The organism is Arthrobacter sp. TJ-58 (assembly GCF_058269295.1).
Genome location: NZ_JBZCNM010000005.1, coordinates 78870 through 103315, shown reverse-complemented (window position 1 = coordinate 103315; position 24446 = coordinate 78870). Strand labels below are relative to the sequence as shown.

General features: G+C 64.8%; 17 protein-coding genes and 1 tRNA gene. 7 read left to right on the top strand and 11 right to left on the bottom strand.

From position 1 onward, the window contains the following. Window positions 1-23: 23 nt before the first annotated feature. Together AC4D2W_RS14965 and speB are read right to left on the bottom strand one after the other, a co-directional pair. Complete coding sequence (locus AC4D2W_RS14965) at window positions 24-1739, bottom strand: thiamine pyrophosphate-binding protein (protein WP_490927711.1); 1716 nt, start codon at window positions 1737-1739, stop codon at window positions 24-26. Beyond that, window positions 1736-2704, bottom strand: coding sequence for an agmatinase (speB, locus tag AC4D2W_RS14960; RefSeq protein WP_490927710.1), 969 nt, complete (start codon window positions 2702-2704; stop codon window positions 1736-1738). The genes AC4D2W_RS14965 and speB overlap by 4 nt, the downstream gene beginning before the upstream one ends. 162 nt (window positions 2705-2866) lie before the next feature. Between speB and AC4D2W_RS14955 the strand changes: the two genes are divergently transcribed. Continuing rightward, window positions 2867-4564, top strand: coding sequence for an FAD-dependent monooxygenase (locus AC4D2W_RS14955; protein ID WP_490927709.1), 1698 nt, complete (start codon window positions 2867-2869; stop codon window positions 4562-4564). A 39-nt stretch (window positions 4565-4603) separates the two neighbouring features. Here the strand turns inward: AC4D2W_RS14955 and AC4D2W_RS14950 are convergent, their stop codons facing one another. The 3 genes from AC4D2W_RS14950 to AC4D2W_RS14940 form a co-directional block, all read right to left on the bottom strand. Beyond that, complete coding sequence (locus AC4D2W_RS14950) at window positions 4604-5179, bottom strand: helix-turn-helix domain-containing protein (protein WP_490927708.1); 576 nt, start codon at window positions 5177-5179, stop codon at window positions 4604-4606. A gap of 77 nt (window positions 5180-5256) precedes the next feature. After that, a complete protein-coding gene (locus AC4D2W_RS14945) occupies window positions 5257-6417 on the bottom strand; it encodes an AI-2E family transporter (protein ID WP_490927707.1) in 1161 nt (386 codons plus the stop codon). Between the two features lie 40 nt (window positions 6418-6457). Then, the gene (locus AC4D2W_RS14940; protein ID WP_490927706.1) at window positions 6458-8347 is read right to left on the bottom strand and encodes a long-chain-fatty-acid--CoA ligase; all 1890 of its coding nucleotides are present in this window, start codon (window positions 8345-8347) and stop codon (window positions 6458-6460) included. Between the two features lie 288 nt (window positions 8348-8635). Between AC4D2W_RS14940 and AC4D2W_RS14935 the strand changes: the two genes are divergently transcribed. The 3 genes from AC4D2W_RS14935 to AC4D2W_RS14925 all read left to right on the top strand — a co-directional run bounded on the left by AC4D2W_RS14935 (window position 8636) and on the right by AC4D2W_RS14925 (window position 12937). Continuing rightward, entirely contained in the window at window positions 8636-9760 is a 1125-nt protein-coding gene (locus AC4D2W_RS14935) for a VIT1/CCC1 transporter family protein (protein ID WP_490927705.1), read from the top strand. 9 nt (window positions 9761-9769) lie between these two features. Beyond that, window positions 9770-10597, top strand: a complete 828-nt coding sequence (locus AC4D2W_RS14930; RefSeq protein WP_490927704.1) for an aldo/keto reductase — start codon at window positions 9770-9772, stop codon at window positions 10595-10597. A 396-nt stretch (window positions 10598-10993) separates the two neighbouring features. After that, window positions 10994-12937 carry a BCCT family transporter gene (locus tag AC4D2W_RS14925; RefSeq protein ID WP_490927703.1) on the top strand — a complete coding sequence of 648 codons (1944 nt, stop codon included), beginning with the start codon at window positions 10994-10996 and terminating at the stop codon, window positions 12935-12937. A gap of 95 nt (window positions 12938-13032) precedes the next feature. On the opposite strand, the gene AC4D2W_RS14920 is transcribed toward AC4D2W_RS14925, so the two are convergent. The 5 genes from AC4D2W_RS14920 to AC4D2W_RS14900 all read right to left on the bottom strand — a co-directional run bounded on the left by AC4D2W_RS14920 (window position 13033) and on the right by AC4D2W_RS14900 (window position 20230). Beyond that, a complete protein-coding gene (locus AC4D2W_RS14920; RefSeq protein ID WP_490927702.1) occupies window positions 13033-14433 on the bottom strand; it encodes a sugar porter family MFS transporter in 1401 nt (466 codons plus the stop codon). An 84-nt stretch (window positions 14434-14517) separates the two neighbouring features. After that, on the bottom strand, window positions 14518-15420 hold the full coding sequence (gene sucD / locus AC4D2W_RS14915; protein WP_400933744.1) for a succinate--CoA ligase subunit alpha: 903 nt from the start codon (window positions 15418-15420) through the stop codon (window positions 14518-14520). 38 nt (window positions 15421-15458) lie between these two features. After that, complete coding sequence (sucC, locus tag AC4D2W_RS14910) at window positions 15459-16628, bottom strand: ADP-forming succinate--CoA ligase subunit beta (protein ID WP_490927701.1); 1170 nt, start codon at window positions 16626-16628, stop codon at window positions 15459-15461. Between the two features lie 210 nt (window positions 16629-16838). Continuing rightward, entirely contained in the window at window positions 16839-19337 is a 2499-nt protein-coding gene (gene pcrA / locus AC4D2W_RS14905) for a DNA helicase PcrA (protein ID WP_490927700.1), read from the bottom strand. A gap of 86 nt (window positions 19338-19423) precedes the next feature. Continuing rightward, a complete protein-coding gene (locus tag AC4D2W_RS14900; protein WP_490927699.1) occupies window positions 19424-20230 on the bottom strand; it encodes an inositol monophosphatase family protein in 807 nt (268 codons plus the stop codon). Window positions 20231-20356: 126 nt separating this feature from the next. Between AC4D2W_RS14900 and AC4D2W_RS14895 the strand changes: the two genes are divergently transcribed. Beyond that, the gene (locus AC4D2W_RS14895; RefSeq protein WP_490927698.1) at window positions 20357-20983 is read left to right on the top strand and encodes a hypothetical protein; all 627 of its coding nucleotides are present in this window, start codon (window positions 20357-20359) and stop codon (window positions 20981-20983) included. 546 nt (window positions 20984-21529) lie between these two features. Here AC4D2W_RS14895 and AC4D2W_RS14890 read toward each other — a convergent pair. Continuing rightward, complete coding sequence (locus AC4D2W_RS14890) at window positions 21530-23668, bottom strand: MMPL family transporter (RefSeq protein WP_490927697.1); 2139 nt, start codon at window positions 23666-23668, stop codon at window positions 21530-21532. 86 nt (window positions 23669-23754) lie between these two features. Between AC4D2W_RS14890 and AC4D2W_RS14885 the strand changes: the two genes are divergently transcribed. After that, the gene (locus AC4D2W_RS14885; RefSeq protein WP_490927696.1) at window positions 23755-24264 is read left to right on the top strand and encodes a MarR family winged helix-turn-helix transcriptional regulator; all 510 of its coding nucleotides are present in this window, start codon (window positions 23755-23757) and stop codon (window positions 24262-24264) included. A gap of 67 nt (window positions 24265-24331) precedes the next feature. Further along, window positions 24332-24408, top strand: a tRNA-Arg gene (locus tag AC4D2W_RS14880). The last annotated feature ends 38 nt before the right edge of the window (window positions 24409-24446 follow it).

Below are 24446 nucleotides of genomic sequence, written 5' to 3'. Positions count from 1 at the left end.
CACCGCGGACCGCTCCGGACCGCTTAGACCGCCAGGTGCGTTGGGGAGAAGAGGCCGAGAGTCGCTTCGACCACCACCACATTGGGTCCTTCGGCGGCGAGGGATTCAGCCAGTGCCGCCCCCACGCCGTCGGGCGCGGTCCTGAGGGCCGGGACGCCAAAGGACTCGGCCAGTTTCACGAAGTCCGGACCGGCAAGCTCGGTGGCGGTGGCCTTGCCGAAGGCGTCCACCATGTATTCGCGCAGGATGCCGTAACCGCCGTCGTCGACAATCAGCCAGGTCACGGGCAGGTTGTGCTGGCGGGCGGTGGCGAGTTCGGCGATGGAGTACATGGCCGAGCCGTCCCCGGAGACGGCGAGGACGCGCTCCCCCAGCCCAACGGCACCCCCGATCGCTCCCGGGTAGCCGTACCCCAGGCCGCCGGCACCCTGGGCGGAATGGAACTGTCCGGATCTGGCGTCCCAACAACTCCAGGCCCAGTACGCGGAGATGGTCATGTCCCAATAGGTCTGCATGGAATCAGGAACTGCGGCGCGGATGTCGGCCATGAATTTCCGCTCCGTCGCCAAGTCCTGGCCATCCAGGCGGGCGGAGACCTTCGCCAGGGTCTGGGCCACCAGATCCTCGGGCACCTGCCCGTTCCAATCCGGAACCTTCGCTCGCGAACCGGGAAGAACGACGTCGAGGGCCTCCACCAGCGCTGCGAGGGCCTGGCCGGCGTCGGCACGGATGCCCAGAGCGGGCCGGTTGGATTCGAGCACCCGCGGCTCGGCATCAATCTGAATGATCCGGCCGCGCGGCGCGAGCGTGAAGTAATTGGACGTGACCTCACCCAGGGAGGAGCCGATCACCAGCAGGACGTCGGCCTCTTCAAGGACATCGGTGGTGTGGCGGTCCTCGATCCACGACTGCAGGGACAGCTCATGGTTCCAGGGAAAAGCACCGTTTCCCCCGGGCGTGCAGATCACCGGTGCCCGCAGCATCTCAGCCAGGGACAACAGGTCCGCTTCAGCACCTCCCCGGCGGGTGCCGCCGCCGGCAATGATGGCCGGACGCTGCGCTCCGGAAAGCCACCGGACCGCTTCCTTGACCAATTCGGTCCGCGGCGGATTGTCGAACGGTTCGGCCAGCGCATCCTCGACGGCAGGAACCATCACCGGGTTCAACAGGACGTTTTGCGGGATTTCCAGCCACACCGGACCCATGGGTGAGGAAATGGATTCCGTCCAGGCATCCTGGATGGCCGAGGGGATGCCTGAGGCGTGCTGGATGAGGCGCTGGCTTTTGGTGACGTTGGCTGCCGACGCCTTTTGGTCATCGAGCTGGTGCAGCATGCCGCGGCGGCGGGCGCCAAGTCCCTCGATGGGTATCTGGCTGGCCACCACCACCATCGGCACGCCGGTGGCGTAGGCCTCCTGCAGCCCGGCGAGCGCCGTGAGGGCCCCCGGTCCGGTGGATAGGAAGACAACGCCCACCTGTCCCGTGGCCCGGGAGAAGCCGTCAGCGGCAAAGGCTGAGTTGTTCTCCACCCGCGAGGAGACAAACCGAAGCTCTGAGCGGGAGAGGGCGTCGAAGAGCCCCAGAGCGTGCTGGCCGGGAATGCCGAATACGGTGGTGGCGCCCAGGGCAGCCAGGGTTTCCACCACAAGGTCACCGCCGTTGCGCACAGGGGCCTGTTCGCGGAGGCCCCGGTCCCTGCCGTCTTCTTCCAGGCCGCCCTCTTCTGCCAGTGCGCTCATTCCGAAAGTCCCATCAGCGTGATCAGGTCATAGGCGACATGGGAAGCGGCCACCGCGGTAATGTCGGCGTGGTCATACGCCGGGGCCACCTCGACGACGTCGGCACCCACCAGATTCAGGCCCCGCAGCCCGCGCAGGATTTCCAGCAGTTCGCGGCTGGTCATGCCGCCGGCTTCAGGAGTGCCGGTTCCGGGCGCATGGGCCGGGTCCAAAACGTCGATGTCAACGGAAACGTAGAGCGGCCGGGTTCCGATGCGGTCCCGGAGTTTGGCGATCACTTCGTCCACCCCCTGCCGGAAGACATCGGAGGAGGTCACAATGCCAAAGCCAAACCGCCGGTCGTCCTCAAGATCCCGCTTGCCGTAGAGCGGTCCGCGGGTGCCCACGTGCGAAATGGCCTCAGTGTCGAGGATCCCTTCCTCCACCGCCCGGCGGAAAGGGGTGCCGTGGGTGTATTCCGCGCCAAAGTAGCTGTCCCAGGTATCCAGATGCGCGTCAAAGTGCAGCAGGGCAACGGGCTGCCCGGCGCGTTCGGCGGCGGCGCGCAGCAGGGGCAGGGCAATAGTGTGGTCCCCGCCCAGGGTCAGGAGCTTGGTTCCGGATTCGGTCAGGCCGAGCGCGTTGGCCTGGATGGCTTCGATGGCCTCATCGATGTTGAACGGATTGACGGCCATGTCTCCGGCGTCCGCAACCTGGAGGTTCTCGAACGGCGAGGCATCCAGCGCCGGGTTGTACGGACGCAGCAGCCGTGAAGCCTCGCGGACATGGTTGGCTCCGAAGCGGGCGCCGGGCCGGAAGGAGACCCCCGAGTCGAACGGAACCCCGACAACGGCCACATCCGCAGAATCGACCTCGTCGAGCCTCGGCAGCCGCGCATACGTGGCCGGGCCGGCGTACCGCGGCACACGAGCCGCATCCACAGGTCCGATATTGCCGTTGGCGGTGATCCGCGGCGGATTCTGCATGCTGGCTGCTCCGATTCCGGACCTGCCCGAAACGGCCATGCCCTGTGCAGGCCTCTCCGGGACGGGCGGCCGGACCTCCGGACGCCGTTGCCTGGGAGGCATCAATAGTTTTCCCTGAGGCTAAAGTGGAACGGCAGCTCCCGTCAAGACTAGGCTGTTCCTATGGCGGCTCAACAACACAGTGCGGACAGTAACTACGACGTCGATGTTCTGATCGTGGGCGCAGGCCCCACAGGGCTGGCCCTCGCGGCTCAACTGGCGAGTTTTGGCACCAGTTTCCGAATCATCGACCGCGACTTGAACCGGTCGGAACATTCCCGGGCGCTGGCTCTGCAGCCGCGCACACTGGAAGCTCTTCGTCCGTTCGGCATCAGTAGTGCGCTGGCAGCGGCCGGCCGCCCCGCACGCGAACTGCACCTCCATCTTCCGGACCAAACCATCCCCGTGGATTTGGCCGACGCCGGCATCAAAGACTCCGAGTTTCAGCATCTGCTCGTCCTCTCCCAGGCGGAGACGGAACGCGCCTTGCTTTCTTACCTGGCCGGACGCGGAGTCCGGGTTGAGCGCGGTGTTGAGCTCCACGACTTGGAACGCCTTGACTCCGACGATCCCTTTGCCGGGATGGAAGCCAAGATCCAGCGGATGGACCGTGGCATCGAACGCGTCCGTGCCCGCTACGTGGTGGGTGCTGACGGCGCGCAGAGCACCGTCCGCGCCAAGGCCGGCATGGACTGGCGCGGCGGGGTCTACCCCGGAACCTTCGTGCTGGCAGACCTGGAAGCCGACGGCGTGGAACCGGGCATTGTGCATTCCTACCTCAATGAGGACGGCTTCATGCTGCTGTTTCCGCTGGGCAGCCCCGCCACCTGGCGGCTGATCAACATGAAGGATAAGGCAGACACCGCCGAGGCAACCCTGGACTCCCTGCAGTCCATCGCCGACCGGTTCACCGGCGGCACGGTGACGCTTTCCGATGCCAAGTGGATCAGTACCTTCAAGCTCTCCCACCAGATGGCCGAATACTTCCAGGACGGCTCGGTCTTCCTGGCCGGCGATGCAGCTCATGTTCACTCCCCCGTGGCGGCCCAGGGCCTGAACACCGGAATCCAGGACGCCCTGAACCTCGGGTGGAAGCTGGCCCTGGGTGCACGCGGGCTGGCTTCGGACGACCTGGTGGACAGCTATGACGCCGAACGGCGGCCCGTGGACCAGAGCGTCCTGCAGTTTACGGACCGTATTTTCCGGCTGGCTTCCAGCAAGAACGGTCTGCTGAAGCTTCCCCGGACCAAGATCCTTCCCGCCCTTGCACCGAAAGCTTCGGGCTCCAAAGCCCTGCGCAACCGCCTCTTCCGTACGGTCTCCCAGGTGGACACGCAGTACCGCGGCAGCGACGTGGTGGACACCGGCTCTACCCGTCTGCCGGCGTTCCTCACTGCCGGGCCCAAAGCCGGCGACCGGCTTCCGGACGCCGTGGTGCTGGACCACGGGCGCGAACTGCGCCTGCACGACGTCCTCTCCGCCCCCGGCTTCCATGTCCTTCTGTGCGGTCCGGGCTGGCCGGCAGACGCCCAGCTGCGGCTGCACAACGCCTTGGAACGGCTCTCCCCGTGGGTCAGCGTCCGGCGCCTGAACGTGGGCAGCCGGCTGGCAGCCGCAAACCCCAATGAGGTCCAGGACGTCACCGGACTGGCGTTCGAACGGCTTGGTTTGAGTGTCCGCCGCCCGGAACTCCTGGTGGTGCGGCCCGACGGGCACATCGGCTTCCGTTCCCAGGGCATCGACACCACCGCGGCAGTGGATTACCTGAACCGGCTCACCACGCCCGCGGCAGCACTCAAGCCCGCCCCGGCAGAGGTTTAACCGTCCCGGCGGAGCCCGGGAACCGGCGGCCGGCTTTCGTCAGCTGGCCGCCGGGCTAACCAGCGTCCACAGGACCACAGCTTCCTCGTCCGAGGGGTTGTGCCAGGAGTGCGGCTCCTGCCCGGGGAACGTCACGGTGTCTCCCTCGGACAGCTCCATTGTCTCCCCGGCGAACAGCAGGACAAAGCTTCCGCGGGACACATGGACCACCTCTACATCGCAGTCCACCGAGTACAGCTCGGTTTCCCCGGACCCGTGGGGTGCAATGACGGCCCGGATGACCTGGACCCGGCGTTCCGCCCGGGACGTTACCAGCCGCTCGGTGATGCCGGTGCCGCCAAGCTGCACCGACGGTGCGTCATTCCAGCGCGTCAGCTCCCTGGCCGGAGCGGAGAAAAGGTCTCCAATGGAGATCGACAGCACCTGGCACAGGGTCAGCAGCGAGGCTACCGACGGGGAAGTGAGGTCCCGCTCCACGCGGCTCAGGAAGCCCTTCGTCAGGCCGGTCGCCCCGGCCACCTGCTCAATGGTCATTCGCCGGGCCTGCCGCGCGAGGCGGATCTTCGGCCCGATGGCCACCGGGGCGTTGGAGGGCTCTACGGGCAGGGCCTTCATGACGGCAAACGTCCTCTCACTTCGTGTCCCTGCCGCAAACCCGCAGAGTTCCCTTCTCCGGTTCCGTACTCTGCAACCTAGCTGCGTTCCGGGACCCCGGCAGCTTCGACCTCGTCCGAGTCCGAATCCGCGTCGTCCTCTTCCTCGGGATCACCCTCGTCTTCTCCGGTCCACACCTTGATGATCGCCCAGGTGACGGCCGCGATCGGAACCGAGAGGATGGCGCCGACAATGCCGGCAAGGATGGTTCCGGCGGTCAGGGCCAGCAGGATGACGAGGGCGTGGATGCTCAGGGTCCGGCCCATCACCACCGGCTGCAGGAAGTTGCCTTCCAGCTGGTTGACCAGAATGATCACGATGACCACGATCAGTGCCACGATCGGACCGTTGGCCACCAGGGCGATCAGGGCCGCGAGCACGCCCGCCGCCGTGGCACCCACCAGCGGGATGAAGGACCCAACAAACACGATCACGGACAGCGGAAGGGCCAACGGCACCTGCAGGATGAACAGGGCCGCACCGATGCAGATCGAGTCGACGGCGGCCACAATGGCGGTTCCGCGCACATATCCGCCCAGCACTTCCATGGCACGGGTTCCGGACAGGCGCGCCTTTTGCAGCCGTTCACCGTGGAACCAACGAAGAACGAAGGCCCAGATCTTGTCCCCGTCCTTGAGGAAGTAGAACAGGACCACGGCCATCAGCAGGAAGCCGGTGACAAAGTTGGTGGCCACACCGATGCCGGCCAGCGCACCGTTGCCCACGGTGGAACTGGTGGCGAAACTGATCGCAGTGTCACGCGCGTTTTCGATGGTGGCGGCGTCATGCGGGATGGGGCTGTCCTGGATCAGTTCATAGAGCTGGTTGAAGCCATCCACTGCCTGGTCCACGAGCGAGCTCCACTCACTGCGGATGGCAAAGACGATGCCCGTGATGAGCCCGCCGAAAACCGCAAGCAGGAGTAGGAAGGACACCCCGGTGGCCAGGGCGCTTGGCCAGCCCTTGTGCCGAAGCCAGTTCACGAACGGAGCGATTGCTGCGGCCAGGATCAGGGCCAGCAACACGGGGATGACCACCAGGGTGATCTGCAGCAGCCCGTAAACTGCCACGCCCACCAGGAGCAGAACCAGCAGGATCTGGGCGGAACGCTGGCCGGCATGGCCAAGGGCGCCGTTCCAATACCCGTTGGGAGTATCCCGAGCCGGTCCGCGCTTGAGGGGGGACGGTGTTCTGGGCATATCTGATCTTCCTGTCTGCGAAACCGGGTGAAGAGTTGCTCTAGCTGTTTTCTGTTGTGCTGCCGTTTTCGGCAGAGTTTGGGGTGTCCGGGGCATTGCTTCCCGCGCCTGGCTCGGCGATGTCCGGACCGGTCAGGCTGTCCCGGACATGCCGGCGCATCACCTTCCCGATCAGCGAGCGCGGCAGATCCGGGATTTGCACGATCCGGCGGGGCACCTTGTAGGCGGCGAGTTCACTGCGGACGTACTCGCGGAGGCCTTCAGGGTTGAAATGCGCGTCTTCCTTCAGGACCACTGCCGCCACCACGTCCTCACCCCCGCTGGCCCGGCCAATGCCGACGACGGCGGCGTCGGCAATGCTGTCATGGCGCATCAGGGCTTCCTCCACCTCGGTGGGAGAAACATTGAAGCCGCCGGTGATGATCAGTTCCTTGATCCGGTCGCGGATGGTGACGAAATGGTCTTCATCCACGGTTACGATATCGCCGGTCCGGAACCAGCCCCCGTCCAGCAGTGCAGCGCTCGTTTCCGCCGGCTTGTTCCAGTACCCCTGGAAGACCTGGGGCCCGCGGACCAGCAGTTCCCCCGGCTCACCCTGCGGGCGGTCGATGTCCGGATTTTCCGGGTCCACAACGCGGATATCGGTCAGCGGGAACGGCACACCCACTGTCCCGGACTTCCGGGTGGGTCCCATCGGGTTGCCAACCGCCACCGGCGAGGTCTCGGTCAGGCCGTACCCTTCGATCAGGTGGCCTCCGGTGGCCTCTTCCCACACCTTGACGGTGGACGCCGGCAGGTTCATGGCACCGGAAATCGCGTAACGCAGGCCCTTCAGCGATATGCCCTGCTCCTTGGCCCCGGCCGCAATGCGGTCATAAATCGGAGGAACCGCAGGCAGGAAGGTGGGAGGCGACTTCTTCACGGCCTTCAGCACCAGGTCCACGTCAAATTTGGGGAACAGGACCAGCTTCGCACCGAGGCTCATGGCCGTGGTGAGGCACAGCGTCAGCCCGTAGGCGTGGAACATGGGCAGGACGGCGTAGAACGTCTCCTTGCCCGGACGCAGCCCGGGCACCCAGGCTCTCCCCTGCGCCGCGTTGGCCATCAGGTTGGCGTGGCTGAGCATGGCACCCTTGGGGCTGGACGTGGTGCCGCTGGTGTATTGGATGGCGGCCAGGTCCGACGCCGCGGGGCGGGGATGGCGCCGGGGCAGCGGCCTGTTATCCAGCAGTTTCTTCCACACGACCACGCGGCGCGGCCCCGCGGCCGGAGGCTTGGAGACAGTCAGGGCACTGCGGGCCTTGCGTGCGGCGGGCACCGGAAGTTTCAGGGCCAGCCGGTTTTTCAGCGGCATGCTGTCGATGAGGTTCACTGAGATGATGGTGCGCAGCGGAACGTCCTCCGGAAGCGCCTGCAGCCGGTCCACTGCCTGGTCCCACGCCACGGCTACCGTGGCGCCGTGGTCCTCGAACTGGTGGCGCAGCTCCCGGTCGGTGTACAGCGGGTTGTGCTCCACGACGACGGCGCCCAGCCGCAGGATCGCGTAGAACGCCACGATGTGCTGGGAGCAGTTCGGCAGCACCAGGGCAACCCGGTCGCCCTGCTTCACGCCGAGCTTCTTCAGGCCGTTGGCTGCCCGGCGGATCTGTTCGCCGAGGGCTTGATAGGTGGTGGTTGCACCGAAGAATTCAAGGGCCGGTTTCGACCCGTACTTCCGGATTGATTCGTCCACCATGTCCACCAGGGATCCCTCCGGCAGACGCAGGTCCACGGGGACTCCGGCGCTGTAGTGGCGGGTCCAGGGCCGCGGGAAGTCTGCCGGGGCTGAAAGCGTAGAAGTACTCACGTCTCCGACTTTAGCCGCTGGGCGGAGGGCATCCTGCCGTGGCCCGCCCGGTCCGGTGCCAAAAACGTCTCCCACTGACTGCATCCTGCCTTCCTCTGATTGCTGGTCATTCTCGGCTACACTGATAGGTCGAAGGGGAGTAGCTCCGGCCCTCCCGCATCATCCATGGTAATAAACGCACGCAGCAGCGATCGCGTTTCATGCGCCGGATGTGCGGGCAGCCGAGGTCTGTCGACATACTGGCCGCCGTTGTGCGGCCCGGCATTCCACCCGCAGTGTTCAACGCACGGGCGAGCGAGACCTTCGGTCAGTTTGACTACCAACTGACCGGAGCCTCCCGAAAACCGCTCCGGTCCCCGCACCAGGAGCATTGTGAACACCCACCCCGCAGACGAGCGCTTCTCAGGTTCCGAGCCGCCGTCGTCGTCCGACCTTAAGCGGTGGCGGCAGTATCTGGCGGATGAACGCGCCGAGGCAGACACCTACCGCTATCTGGCCGAACGCCGTGAGGGCGAAGAACGCGACATCCTGCTGGCCCTCGCCGAAGCCGAAGGCCGCCATGAGGCCCACTGGCGCGAACTGCTGGGAGAAGACAGCCACCGCGAAGTCAGGGCAACCCTGCGCAACCGGATGCTGGCATTCCTGGCCCGGCGCTTCGGATCGGTCTTTGTACTGGCCCTGGCCCAGCGCGCCGAAGGCCGCTCCCCCTACGCACAGGATCCCCATGCCACCAGCGCCATGGCGGCGGATGAGCAAATCCATGAGGAAGTGGTCCGCGGACTGGCCACCCGCGGACGGACCCGGCTCTCCGGCAATTTCCGGGCAGCCGTATTCGGAGCCAATGACGGCCTCGTATCCAACCTGGCCCTGGTGATGGGCATCGGAGCCACCGGCGTGTCCAGCGGTTTCATCCTCTTCAGCGGGCTGGCCGGGCTGCTGGCCGGCGCGCTGTCCATGGGCGCCGGCGAATACGTGTCGGTGCGTTCCCAGCGTGAGCTGCTGGAAGCCTCCCGCCCCACCCAGATCACGCTGGATGCCGCCAAGTCACTGGATATCGACGCCAACGAACTGGTGCTGGTCTACCGGGCGCGGGGCATGACAGCCGAAGCAGCCGAACACCGGGCAGCTGAACGGATGGGACTGTACAGCTGCGACTGCGACCCGAGTTTTTCGCTCAATCCCGAGGCTGAGGAAGACGCCGGCGACGAGCACGAAACCGTGGGAACCGGACTCGGTGCCGCCGTGTCCAGCTTCTGCTTCTTTGCTTCCGGAGCCGTTATCCCCGTCCTGCCGTATATCTTCGGGCTTACCGGTGTGGCCGCCGTTGTTCTTTCCTGTGTCCTCGTGGGCCTTGCCCTGCTCATGACCGGCGCGGTGGTGGGCCTGCTTTCCGGCGCTTCGCCGCTGAAGCGCGGACTGCGCCAGCTGGCCATCGGGCTGGGCGCTGCCGGGGCTACCTACCTGCTCGGGCTCCTCTTCGGCACCGGGGTGGCTTAGGCTTCCCCCATGACTGTTTCCGTGCCTGTCCTTCCGCTGCGCAGCGGAGCCGCCATCCCGCAGATCGGACTGGGCACGTGGCCCCTGGACGACGACGAAGCGGCCCGCGCCGTGGACGCTGCCGTGGGACTGGGCTACCGCCACTTCGACACGGCCGAGAACTACCGCAACGAAAAGGGCGTGGGGGTTGGGCTGCGCCGCAGCGGGATCGACCGTGCGGAAGCTTTCATCACCACCAAGTTCAACAAGGAATGGCACAGTTACGACGGCGTCCGCAGGACTCTGGACGCTTCCATGCAGCGGCTGGGCACGGAGTACGTGGATCTGCTGCTGATTCACTGGCCCAATCCGGGGCTGGACCAGTACGTGGAGGCGTTCCGCGGGATGCGCGCCGCGCAGGATGAGGGCCTGGTGCGGGCGGTGGGCGTCTCCAATTTTAAGCCGGCTCATCTGCAAAAGCTCGCCGACGCCGGGTTGGTTCCGGAAGTGAACCAGGTTCAGCTTGACCCCTACCGTCCGCGCCGTGATGTGCGCGAGGCCAACGCGTCGCTGGGCATCGTGACGGAAGCCTGGAGTCCGCTGGGCAAGGGCACTTCCCTGCTGGAGGAAGCCCTGTTGAAGGACCTTGCGGCCAAGTACGGCAAGACGCCGGCCCAGATTGTCCTGCGCTGGGATGTCCAGTCCGGCATCGTCACGATTCCCAAATCCGCTAACCCGCAGCGCATGGCGGAGAACCTGGACATTTTTGGTTTTGAGCTGGCGCCGGAGGAAATGTCGGCCTTGGGAGGCCTGGAAACAGGGCTCCCGGTAACCGATTCGGACAGCTTCGGCCATTAGGACAGGAAGCCGCTGCACCTTCGCCTCCGGCCTGCGTCCCCGCACCTTGCGGAGAGGCGCGTGTGTGTGTTCTGCCACCGCGCGGCCGCCGGAATTCGCGTAGAACCGCGGTAACATGCGGTTGCCGCGGTTCGCCGGCCCTTGGAGCATTTGACTTGAAAGCCCAGCCGGGAAACTCTGATAATGACTACGAGTCATTACGTACCAGGTACGGAAGAACGCACAAGAGGGGCAGCGTCGCTTTCATCACCCGGTAGAGCCATGCCCGCAGAACCATTGGACGCAGAGTCTGTGTCTGCGAATCCGCTGATGAGCCGCCTCGTCCCAAGCCGCCTGTCGACTCCCTGCGGAGCCGGGCATTTCTTCCGTTAACACCAAGGAAGGCCTATGGCTAACATGACTGAACCTAACCCCGTTCCGGGGCAGGGCGGGGAAGGACGCGGCGGAGCGATCCTCCCTGACGCGGCCCCCGGAACAGCTTCACTGCCCGGCTATGATCAGCCCGCAGCGACCGTTGAAGCAGACGTAAACCCCGACCAGGAGCTGTTGCAGCAGTTGCGGGAAACCGAGCGTGCGCACGAAGAAGCGCGCAGCACCGAGACTCCGGCCAAACTGGACAAGGTTCTCTTCGGCATTACCGGAGCGCTGGCCATTGCCTTTATCCTCTGGGGTTTCTTCGGCGGGGATTCCCTGGCGACGTCGTCACAGGCCGCTCTTGACTGGGTCATGACCAATACCGGTTGGCTCTTTGTGCTGCTGGCGTCCTTCTTTGTGGTCTACGTCCTGTGGCTTGCACTGGGCCGCTTCGGAAACATCCCGCTGGGCAAGGATGACGAGGAACCGGAGTTCACTACTCTGTCCTGGATTTCCATGATGTTCGCCGCCGGCATGGGCATTGGCCTGATGTTCTACGGCGTGGCAGAACCGCTCTTCCACTATGTGTCGCCGCCCCCGGGCACCGTGGACGGACAGACGCCCGAAGCCCTGCGCACGGCGATGGCCACCTCCATGTTCCACTGGGGCCTGCACCCGTGGGCCATGTACGCCATTGTTGGCATCGCCATGGCCTACGGAAGTTACCGGCTCGGCCGCAAACAGCTCATTTCTTCGACCTTTACCTCGCTGTTCGGCAGGGCACGGGTGGACGGACCCCTCGGGAAGCTGCTGAATATTTTCGCCATCTTCGCCACTCTGTTTGGCACCGCAGCATCGCTGGGCCTGGGCGCACTCCAGATCGGCAGCGGACTTGAATCGACCGGCTGGATGGGAACGGTGGGCACTCCGATCCTGGTGGGCATTGTCGCTATCCTGACGGCCTGCTTTGTAGCCTCTGCCATGTCCGGAATTTCCAAGGGCATTCAGTGGCTCTCCAACATCAATATGGGCCTGGCCCTGGTTCTGGCGATCGTCGTCTTCATCGCCGGACCCACCCTCTTTATCCTGAACGTGGTTCCCTCCGCCATTGCCGACTATGCCGGCAACATGGCGGAGATGGCTTCCCGGACCGAGGCCGTGGGCGATGAATCCATGCGCGAATGGCTCTCCGGTTGGACCATCTTCTACTGGGCCTGGTGGCTGTCCTGGACGCCTTTCGTTGGCATGTTCATTGCCCGGATCAGCCGCGGCCGCACCATCCGCCAGTTCGTCACCGGCGTCCTGCTGGTGCCGTTCGTGGTGACTGTTCTGTGGTTCTCCATCTTCGGCGGAGCCGCCATCGGCACGCAGCAGAGCGCGGCACCGGGAGAGGCAGACGCCCTGACAGCGGCTGCCGGATCCGATGCCGCACTGTTTGAGCTGCTCGCACTGCTGCCCATGCCCAACCTCATCGCCGCCGCCGTGGGAGTTCTGGCGATGGTCCTGGTGGGCATCTTCTTTGTCACCGGAGCAGATTCCGCGTCCCTCGTGATGGCTTCCCTGAGCTCCAACGGCTCGGAGAAGCCGGCCCGCGCGATCGTCATCTTCTGGGGTGTGCTGACCGGCGCCGTGGCCGCAGTGATGCTCATGGCCGGAGGCGATGATCCCTCGGCGGCCCTGGGCGCCCTGCAGCGCATCACCATTGTGGCGGCCCTGCCGTTCGCCATCGTCATGCTCCTCATGACCGTGGCGCTGGCCAAGGACCTCGGCCGCGACCCCATGGCCCTGCGCCGTGAGTTGACCAAGTCAGTGGTGCAGCGCGCCATTGCCGCCGGCGTGGACGAGCACGGCGGATCAACGTTTGACCTGTCGACCGTTGAACACGACACAACAGCGCACGACGTCGTAACGCCCGCTCCGGTGCCGGCACCCTCGGCCCGGGCAGGCAAATCAGCAAACGGGGAAACTCTGAACCCGCGCAGCTAACCGCGCCGAGAACGCCGGCAAGCTGAAGCAACACAACAAAAAAGGTTCCGGCCGCCGCTTTCTGCGGCAGCCGGAACCTTTTGCTTTGCTAACCCCTAGTGAACCGCTCCGCGAAGCTGCGCTTCCACCTCTTCCAAGCTCTTTCCCCGGGTCTCGGGCATGAAGCGCTTCACGAAGAGGATGGCGCAGATGCCCAGGGCCACGAAAATGAAGAACGTGGAGGAGATTCCCAGTCCCGCCATCAGGACCGGGAAACAGAAGCCGACGGCGAAGTTCGCCATCCACTGGACGAAAACGGACAGGCCCATGCCCAGACCGCGGACCCGCAGCGGAAAGATTTCAGCGATCATCAGCCAGGTCACCGGTGAAATGGAGCCCTGCTGGAAGGCTAGGAACAGCACGGTCAGGGACAGCACCACAAAGCCGCGCGCAGTTCCCTCGGGCATGGCAATTGAGGCAACTCCAATCAGCAGCAGCGTGGTGGTAGTGCCGATCAGCCCGGTGATGAGCATGGGCCGCCGTGCCACTTTGCCCAGCAGCCAGATGCCCAGGATTGCCGCGGCAACAGACACCACCCCGTTGGCGATGTTGGCGGTGAGCGCGGCCTCGGTGCCGAATCCGGCGTCGGCCAGGATTTGGGTGCCGTAATACACAATCGCGTTGACGCCGGTGATCTGCTGGACCACTGACATGCCCATGCCGATCAGGAGCACCCGGAACAGCCAGGGCTCGGCGAAGTCCTTCAAGGACCCCTGACGGGTGGATTCCTCGGCGGCCAGGGCCCGGACGGCGTCGTATTCGGTTTGCGCATCTTCGGTGCTGCGGATTTTTTGCAGGACGGCCATCATCTGCGGATAGCGTCCCTTCGCGGCGAGCCAGCGCGGGCTTTCCGGAACGAACTTCATGCCGATCCACAGGGCGATGGCCGGCAGTGACGCCGCGGCAAGCATCCACCGCCAGATATGGTCTTCTCCGCCCCACACATTGCCGATGCCTGCGTTGACGGTGAAGGCAGCCAGCTGGCCGGTGACAATCATCAGCTGGTCGCGGGTCACCATTTGTCCGCGCCGGTTGGCGGGGGCAATTTCGGACAGGAACATGGGCACGACGGCGGACGCGCCGCCCACTGCCAGGCCCAGCACCACGCGGGCGACCACCATCAGGCCGACGGCGGGTGCTGCGGCAGTGCCGAGGGCGCCCGCGAGGAAGACCGCGGCGAGGACCATGAGCAGGCGGCGGCGGCCAAACCGGTCAGCCAGCTGCCCGGCGGCAAGCGCGCCGAATGCCGCCCCGAAAAGCAGGCTGGAAGTGATCAGTCCTTCGGTGAACGGGGTCAGGCCCAGGTCATCTTTCATGAAGGGCAGCGCCCCGTTGATGACCCCCGTGTCATAACCGAACAGGAAGCCTCCGAGGGTGGCAATCCAGGAGGCACGCCCCAGCGCACCGGGGTGGCGGTTGCGGCCCTGCTGGCCGGAGGGGGTTTCAGTTGCGGACATCACGTTCTTTCTGGATATAGCTAAGCGCACAAAAACCCCCGCCGGCCGGAAAAACTCCGGCAGACGGGGGCAGATGCGTGCGTATTAGAGCGCTGCGAAAACTTCGCGCAGCAGCGTCGCGGTCTCGGACGGCGTCTTGCCGACCTTGACGCCCGCAGCTTCAAGAGCTTCCTTCTTGGCCTGGGCGGTTCCTGCGGAACCGGAGACGATGGCGCCGGCGTGGCCCATGGTCTTGCCTTCGGGAGCGGTGAAGCCTGCCACGTAGCCCACAACGGGCTTGGTGACGTTGGCCTTGATGTACTCGGCAGCGCGTTCTTCGGCGTCGCCGCCGATTTCGCCGATCATGACGATTGCCTTGGTCTCGGGGTCAGCTTCGAACGCAGCCAGGGCGTCGATGTGCGTGGTGCCGATGACGGGGTCGCCGCCGATGCCGATTGCGGTGGAGAAGCCCAGGTCCCGCAGTTCGTACATCATCTGGTAGGTCAGGGTGCCGGACTTGGAGACCAAGCCGATCGGGCCCTTGGAGGTGATGTTGTTCGGGGTGATGCCAACCAGGGCCTCGCCCGGCGTGATGATGCCGGGGCAGTTCGGGCCGATGATGCGCGTGATCTGGTTGCCGTTCTCGTCCACCTTGGACTGGGCGTGGGCCCAGAACTCGGCGGAATCCTGCACGGGAACACCTTCGGTGATGACGACGACGAGGCCGATGCCTGCGTCGATCGCTTCCATGACGGCGTCCTTGGTGAAGGCCGGCGGCACGAAGACGATGGAGACATCGGCGTCGGTCTTGTCCATGGCCTCGGTGACGGTGCCGAAGACGGGCAGTTCCACGTCGCCGTGGGTGACGGAGGTGCCGGCCTTGCGGGCGTTAACGCCGCCGACAACCTGGGTTCCGGCCTTGAGCATCAGGGCGGTGTGCTTGGTTCCTTCGCCGCCGGTGATGCCCTGAACGATGACCTTGGAGTCCTTGTTCAAGAAGATAGACATAAGGGGATTCTCTTTCTAAAGGTTCGACAGGCTCTGGATCAGCGAGCGGCGTGAGCGAGCTCGGCAGCCTTGTCGGCGCCTTCGTCCATGGTGGTTGCCAGCGTGACCAGCGGGTGGTTGGCCTCGGCAAGGATGCGGCGGCCTTCTTCGACGTTGTTGCCGTCCAGGCGGACGACCAGCGGCTTGTTGGCTTCGTCGCCCAGGATTTCCAGGGCCTTGACGATGCCGTTGGCGACTGCGTCACAGGCGGTGATGCCACCGAAGACGTTGACGAACACGGACTTAACCTGCTCGTCGTTCAGGATGACGTCCAGGCCGGCGGCCATGACGGATGCCGAGGCTCCGCCCCCGATGTCCAGGAAGTTGGCGGGCTTCACGTTGCCGTGCTTCTCACCGGCGTAGGCGACGACGTCCAGCGTGGACATGACCAGACCGGCGCCGTTGCCGATGATGCCCACCTGGCCGTCGAGCTTGACGTAGTTCAGGTCATTGGCCTTGGCCTTGGCCTCAAGCGGGTCCGCTGCGTCCTTGTCTTCCAGCGCGGCGTGGCCGGGCTGACGGAAGTCTGCGTTTTCGTCCAGGGAAACCTTGCCGTCGAGGGCAACGATGTCACCGGCTCCGGTGCGGACGAGCGGGTTGACCTCCACGAGAGTGGCGTCTTCCTTGACGAAGACGTCCCACAGCTTCAGGATCGCGTTGACGACTCCTTCGCGCAGTTCCGGTGCGAAGCCGGCGGTGTCGACAATCTCTTCTGCCTTTGCCTGGTCGATGCCCACGGCGGGGTCAACGGCAACGCGGGCCAGGGCGTCGGGGCGCTCTACGGCGAGGACCTCGATTTCCATGCCGCCTTCAACCGAGCACATGGCCAGGTAGTTGCGGTTGGCGCGGTCCAGAAGAACGGAGAAGTAGAACTCCTCGGCAATGTCCGCACCCTGTGCGATCATCACGGTATTGACGGTATGGCCCTTGATGTCCATTCCGAGGATGTCGGAAGCGTACTGGAACGCCTCGTCAGCGGTCTTGGCGACCTTGACGCCGCCGGCCTTGCCTCGGCCACCGACCTTGACCTGCGCTTTGACGACAACTACGCCGCCAATCTTCTCGGCTGCAGCTTTTGCTTCTTCAGGAGTGTGCGCCACGATTCCGGCAAGCACGGGTACTCCGTGCGCCTCAAACAGATCGCGCGCCTGATATTCAAACAGGTCCACGGGCTAGTGTCCTTCTACGTCGAAGTAGGTTTACATTCGATCAAATGATCGCAGAAGCAGATGCGTCACGCCGGTCTGCCTCTCTGGGAACTTTAGTCGCTTGGTGTCCGACGCCGTCCCCAGAGTACCCCTTTAGTGATTAAGCGCACAGTTCTATGGTTTGTAGAAATTGGGCACCGTGAGCTATGAGGACGGAGCTTACCGCAAGCGTCAGGACTCTTTGGTCAGCGGCGCGTACCGCAGCAGGAGGCGCTTCTCACCGACGTCGAACTTGACCTTGGCTACGGTCTTGTCTCCGCTGCCTTCCACCGCGAGCACGGTCCCGTGCCCAAAGGAGGTGTGGTTGACCTTGTCCCCCGCGGACACGGCAATGACTTCCTTTTGCGGCTGGACCCGGCCGATGGCCTTGGCCACGGGCGCGGCGGAGATGTTGCCGCCGGTCCCGGAGCCCGACGCCGATCCGGCGCCCCAGTGTGAGCCGCCGTAGCGGCTGGAGCCGGAACCGGTGCTTCCGCCCCAGGTGGGCCGGTCCATCCCCTCGCGCTTCCAGTCGATGAGCTCCCCCGGAATTTCGCCCACAAACTGGCTGGCCGGGTTGTACTGGCTCTGTCCCCACATGCTGCGCACTTCCGAGCGCGTGATGTAGAGGCGTTTGCGGGCGCGGGTCAGGCCCACATAGGCCAGCCGCCGCTCCTCGGCCAGTTCCGCCGGGTCGGTGGCGGAGCGCTGGTGCGGGAACAGCCCCTGCTCCATGCCGGTCAGGAAGACCACGGGGAATTCCAGGCCCTTGGCGGTGTGCAGCGTCATCAGGGTGACCACACCCTGACGCCGGGATTCCTCCACGGCAGCAGCAACCTCCTCGGCTGATCCCTCCGGGGCGTCGGGAATGGAGTCGGCGTCCGCCACCAGGGAAACCTGTTCCAGGAAGTCGCCCAGCGATCCCTCGGGATTGTCCTTTTCGTATTCGCGGACCACTGCCACCAGCTCGGCAAGGTTTTCCACCCTTGATTCGTCCTGGGGATCCGCGGAAGAACGCAGCTGCGCCAGATAACCGGTCTGTTCAAGCACAGCTTCCAGAGCGGCGGAGGCGCCAGAGCCGTTGGCTACTTCGGCCAGGTCATCGATGAGCTTGACGAACCCGTTGACCGCGTTCAGTGACCGGGTGGCCAGCCCGGGGGCCTCCCCGGCCCGCCGCAGGGCTGCCATGAAGGAGACGCGTTCCCGTTCGGCCAGGGCCGCCACGGAGTATTCGGCACGGTCGCCGATCCCGCGTTTGGGCTCGTTGAGGATCCGGCGCAGGTTCACGACGTCGTCGGAGTTCACCAGCACGCGCAGGTAGGCCAGCGCGTCCTTGATTTCCTTGCGCTCGTAGAACCGGGTGCCGCCCACCACCTTGTAGGGCAAACCCACGCGCACCAGGACGTCTTCCAGGGACCGTGACTGTGCATTAGTGCGGTAGAACACCGCGACGTCGCCCGGGCGCAGGCCCTCTTCGTCCTGCAGCCGGTCGATTTCCTCGGCAATAAAGCGGGCTTCTTCGTGTTCGTTTTCGCCGACGTAGCCAATAATCTTCTCGCCGTTGCCCTCGGCCGTCCACAGCCGCTTTTCCGGCCGGTTGGGGTTGCGGGAGATAACGGCGTTGGCCGCGTTGAGGATGGTCTGGGTGGAGCGGTAGTTCTGCTCCAGCAGGATGGTGCGGGCCCTCGGGTAATCCTTCTCGAAGTCATTGATATTGCGGACATCGGCACCGCGGAAGGCGTAGATGGACTGGTCAGAGTCGCCGACGACGGTCAGCTCGGCCGGCGGAATGTCCAGCGTGTTGCCTTCCCCGGGCACACCCACCAGTTCCCGGACCAATGCGTACTGGGCGTGGTTGGTGTCCTGGTACTCGTCCACGAGGATGTGGCGGAACCGGCGGCGGTAATACTCGGCCACTCCGGGGAAAGCGCGGAACAGATACACCGTCTGCGCAATCAGGTCGTCAAAGTCCATGGCGTTTGCTGAACGCATGCGTTCGGCGTAGCCCTTGTAGACGTCCGCCACGGCCTGCTCGAACGGATCGGCGTAGTTGGCGGAGGCGGCAAAGGACTCCTCATCAACGAGCTCATTCTTCAGCGCGGAGATCTTGTGCATGATCATCTTGGGAGTGAAGCGCTTGGGGTCCAGATCGAGGCCCTTGGCCACCAGGGTGATCAGCCGCAGGGAATCGGCGGAGTCGTAGATCGAGAAGTTGGAATTCATGCCCACGGTCTTCGCCTCGCGGCGCAGGATGCGCACGCAGGAGGAGTGGAACGTGGAAATCCACATGGTCTTGGCCACCCCGCCCACGAGTGCTTCGATGCGCTCACGCATTTCCGCCGCGGCCTTGTTGGTGAACGTAATGGCCAGGATCTGGCCGGGGTTGGACCGGCCCGTGGCCAGCAGATAGGCAATCCGATGGCTGAGCACCCGCGTTTTTCCCGACCCGGCGCCCGCAACGATCAGCAGCGGCGAGCCGGCATGCTTGACGGCTTCCTCCTGCTGCGGATTCAGGCCGTGCAGCAGTTCCGCCGCCCGCTTCTCGTCCACTCGGGAGGCAGCCCTGTGGTGCTCCCCGCCGGAGGACCCGGCCCGTGCCGCATCCGTCTTCACGGAGTCGGTTTTGGCAGAGTCAGTCTTGGGAGAGTCGGTTTTGGCGGGTGAAAAGTACGGATCAAAAAGATAGTCCATGGTGTTCTTAAGTCTAGGCGCTGGCACCGACCATTTCCGGCGGCTCCGGCGTGCGCGGCAGCGGCCCTCCGGACCCGGCCGCGGCGTCAGGCAGAAGCGGACGCGAGCGCGTCCCGGATTTCACTGACCGCTGAAGCCGTTCCGGCGATGTGCCAGCGAAAGCCGTTCACTTCCTCCACGGCGGTGCTTCCGCCGGCAGCGCGCACAATGGCCTTGCCCGGCAGCCAGTCCCATTCCGGGCAGCTGTGCTGGAACCAGGCGCCGAGACGCCCGGAAGCTACCCCGCCGAGATCGCAGGAACCCGATCCCAGCATGCGGATCGTGGCAGTCCTCGAGGCTGCAGCCGTCCAGGGGCCGGCCACCTCAGGGCGGCGGAGCCAGGTGGGATGCAGATACGTTCCGGCGCTGAGACGGTCCAGGGAGACGTCGTCAAGCGAAGGCATCGGCGCCCCGTTCAACGTGGCGGGATGCCCCTCTCCCCCAACCCACAGCTGATCTTCCTGCGGCTGGTAAATGGCTCCGAGCAGGACGTCCGGGTCTCCGTCCAGGGATTCCGGCTCGTCCGCTTTCAGGGCAATGGCGGAGCACCAGTAAGTGGATCCGGCAAAAAAGTTATAGGTGCCGTCCACCGGATCAATGACCCAGGACCGGCCCGAAGTGCCCTGCACGCTTGCGCCCTCCTCCCCCACGATCCCGTCGTGCGGCCGCAGCCTGCGCAGTTGTTCCACCACCAGTTTTTCCGCGGCGTGATCCGCCGCTGTCACGACGTCGGACACGCTGGTCTTGGCTGTGGCAGTCAGTCCCGCCGAGCGCATGCGCAGTGCCAGGGCACCGGCTTCACGCACCAAATCAGCGGCCAGGGAAAAGTCATCCTTTGTGGCGGTAACGTTCATGCCGACAGCCTATCCGCAGGCACCTGCGAACCAAAGGAAGCGGACCGGGAGCCGCAAACCAGCGCCGGGCCGGGCTGTCTCCGCTCCGCAAAACTGATGAAGGGAAGCGGAGATACCCTTATAAGCATGGGAAAAACTCCGGCACAGCGGGCAGCGAAGCACGGCTCCGAAGCGGCAATGCCTCCGCATCTTGCACAGACCACAGCTCCCCGCTCTCCGCAGCAGACCAAGTCCAACGCGAATCTGCTCCTGACGGCAGCTGTTGTCACCACCTTGTTTATGTTCTTTTACCTGCATCTCATGGTGCTGGAGCAGATGACGCAGCTCTCCAACGGCATGGCCATGCCGGATTCGCTGGTGGGCGGTTACAGCATGGAGTACCTGGCTGACCTCCGCTCGGTAATGGACGGGGATGCCCTCGGCCAGCTCAGCTACGTCCATAAAACAGCGGGCACCATCTTTCCCCTGATGTTCGGGTTTACGTGGCTGCTGATCATTGGGCTGAACGCCCGCGGGCGGATCCGGCGCTGGGTACTGTGGGCAGCCCCGATCCTCTTTGTCATTGTCGACCTGTGGGAGAACGTCGCCATTGACGCAGCCTTGGGCACCGGAACCCTGACCAGTGCCGACGCCACGCTGGCGAGTGTCCTGACGATAGCCCGCTGGGTGCTGTTCGCCCTGAGCCTGCTGGCCGCTGTTGTTGCCGTGTTCGGCCGACGCGTTCCGAAATCTCCCCAGCGGCTCCCGCGCTAGGCAAAGCGGGACGGGGGCCGGCCCGGCGGAGCTACTCGGCCGGGCTTTTCGCCGCCGCAAACCCCTTGGTGAGACTCCCCGCGACTCCGGCCAGAAGAACATATGCCGCGATTATCAGCACCCTGTAGGCTCCGTCGCCGAGCGAATCGCTAAGCATCGTTCGTCCGGCGAAGATGAACCCCGAAGCGCTGAGACAAAGTGCAGCCAGGGCGAACCAAAATACTCTGCGTTTCGACAAATCGCTGTCTTTCACCGGACACTCCCTGCGTTTGAAAGCTCTACCGGCCCAAGGCTCCAGAAGGACCCTGAACCGCTCGAAGCACTGCGTCAAAATCAGAAACCGGCCACAAACATACATAATGTTGTCACCGCCGTCACCCAAGAGCGGATTTTGCGAAACCCGGGTCGGTGAAGATGAAGTCCCGGCGGGAGTAATGCGCCGGACACGGAACGGGAGAGGGCCCGCCCGGTATCGTCCGGACGGGCCCTCTCCCGTTACTGCTTCGTTTGTCTTACGTTTCTATTGCCGTGACAGTGGCTGCTGCGTTACCGGACATCCGCCCGGTGCGCACCCGCGGGTGCGGTCTCCAGCTTCGGGCCCGAGTCATTCCCCGGCTGCGCCTCGTGCCGGCCGCCCCCTGTGCCGTTGGAATCCGGCTTGGACGGCCACCAGAATTTCTCCCCCAGGATGAAGACCAGCGCCGGAACAATGACGGTCCGCACCACCAGGGTATCCAGCAGGACACCGATGGCCACGGTGATGCCCACCTGGGTCAGCGTGACCAGCGGCAGGACACCCAGGACGGCAAACACGGCCGCCAGCAGGATGCCGGCGCTGGTGATCACGCCGCCGGTGGAGCGCAGCGCGCTGAGCATGCCCGGCTTGGTGCCCATGGTCATGGCATTCTCACGTGCCCGGGTGGTCAGGAAGATGTTGTAGTCCACACCCAGGGCCACCAGGAAGATGAAGGAGTACAGCAGGGTCAGCGTGTCCAGCGCGGGGAAGCCCAGCACGTTCACGAACAGGAACCAGCTGATGCCGGTGCTGGCAACATAGGTGAGCAGCACGGATGCAACCAGCAGGACCGGCGCTACGAGGCTGCGCAGCAGGACCAGCAGGACCAGGAACACCAGGATGATGACCGAGGTGACCACCAGCGTCAGGTCGTGCTGGTTCGCGGCGAGCTGGTCCACGCGTTCGGCGGCTTCCCCGCCTACCAGGGCTTCGTATTCAGGGGTTTCTGCCAGCTCGTCGCGCAGGTCGGTGATGAAGGCATTAGCCTCCGCCGTTCCCGGTTCGTAGCTGTCCACCACATCAATGCGGGTGATGCCGTTGTTCTCCCCGGCCACTTCAGCACTGGAAACGCCCTCCACAGCCGCGAGTTCCTCCGCCGCTGCATCCGCCGTGTCGGAGGCGACCAGGACGGTCACCGGCGAGGTGGAGCCGGCGGGGAAGCCCTCGGCGAGGGTTTCGGCGGCCGTAACGGCCTGCGGCTTTTCAGTGAACTGCTCGTTTTCGCTCAGCCCGATTTGGACGTTGAACAGGAGACCGCCGGCAGCCAGCAGGACGACGACGGCGACTGCGGCGATGCGCTTGGGCGCCCGTGCCGTCATTTCACCCAGCTTGCCCCAGAACTTTCCTTCGCGGGCAGCGTCCCCCACCTTGGGCACGAACGGCCAGAACAGCTTCCGTCCCAGCAGCACCAGTGCGGCGGGCAGGATGAACAGTGCGCTGAGGATGGCCAGGACAATGCCGGTGGCCGCGGAGAAGCCCAGGCCGCGGTAGCTCATCGTGTCGGTGAAGAGCAGGACCAGCAGGGCCAGGATCACGGTGCCGCCCGAGGCAATGATCGCTTCCCGGGTGCGGGTCAGCGCCTTGCCCATGGCGGAGTACTTGGATTCATGAATGCGCAGCTCTTCGCGGTAGCGGGCAATGAGCAGCAGGGCGTAGTTGGTGGCGGCACCGAAGACCAGCACGCTGGTGATGCCCACGGCCGAGGGGTCGACGTCGATGCCCACCACCGGTGCCAGCAGGTCGACAACCTTCAGGGCAGCCTGTTCGATGGTTCCCACCACGGCCAGGGGAACCAGCCAGAGCCACGGGGACCGGTAGGTGATGAGCAGCAGCAGTGCCACCACGCCGGCGGTGACCGTCAGCAGGATGAAGTTCGCGCCGGAAAACACACCGGCGAGGTCCGCGGTAAATGCCGCGCCTCCGGTGAGCTCGGCCTTGATGCCTTCAGGTGCGGCATCCGAGATGCTTCCGCGGAGGCTTTCCACCTCAGCGGCCACCGCGTCGCCGTCGTCGGCCGCGGACTGCAGCGTAACCGGCACCAGGCCAACGAGCTTATTCTCCGAAACGATCGGCGGAACCTGCGGAGGCGGGCCCACGGCCCCAAGCTCCGCGGCCGCAGCGTTGATGTCCGCAATGGCCGCTTGGTCAGCGTCCGTCAGCGCCCCGCCGTCTTCGCGGGACACCACGATCAGCGCGGTGGATTCCTGGGCGTCGGGAAACTCTTCGAGGAGTTCATTGACCTGGGTGGTCTGATATTTGTCGCTCAGCCCGCCAACCGTGCTCGCTTCGTTTTCCTGCGCCGGCAAAGCAAAGAGGCCAATGACGACCGCAAGGCTCAGCAGCAGCGTGATCCAGGCCGCTTTGGCCGACTTCACTATCCCTGCGTACATGCTCGCTCCTGGTGCTTTATGAAAGTATCTCCCGGAAAAAGTATCTCACTTATAGAGATACTTCAACCTCGAGTTACTATGGGAGCGTGGAAAACGAGGATCTGCGGCGAGACATTATTAATGCCATCCGCGGCATGGGCCTGGACGGGCAGCGGGTGGCGGATACCTTTGCGCACCAGCAGGGGCTGAACAACACGGACATGCGGGCGCTGACCCTGATCATGGAAGCCGAGGTTCGGCATGAGGCGCTGACGGCCGGCCAACTCAGCGCGAAGCTCGGCACCTCCTCCGGCGCCACCACAGCAGTCATAGACCGGCTGGAGCGGATCGGGCACATCCACCGAAACCGCACCCATTCGGACCGCCGAAAAGTGACGCTGCACTTCGAGCCTCTGGCCATGCAGATGGCCGGCGCCTACTTCGGACCCCTCGGAGCCCTCACCGCTGAGGTCATGAACCGTTACACCACCGAGGAACTGACAACCGTCCACCGGTTCATGGAAGACATGCGCTCGGCCTATGCCGCTCATCAAGCCGCACTCGAGCAGGCCGAAGCGCGGGCACCGGAGACTCCACCCGAACAACACACGCCCTGAGACCTGCGCCAACCCGGCCGCAGAAACAGGTAAGCTGATAACCGCCTGCCGGCCAGCCCGGCAGTCCGCCCTCGTAGCTCAGTAGGATAGAGCGGCCCTCTCCTAAAGGGCAGGTCGTCGGTTCGATTCCGGCCGGGGGCACCACCTCTTTAAAGGGCTCCTCCGCCCAGGGATTAAAGGGC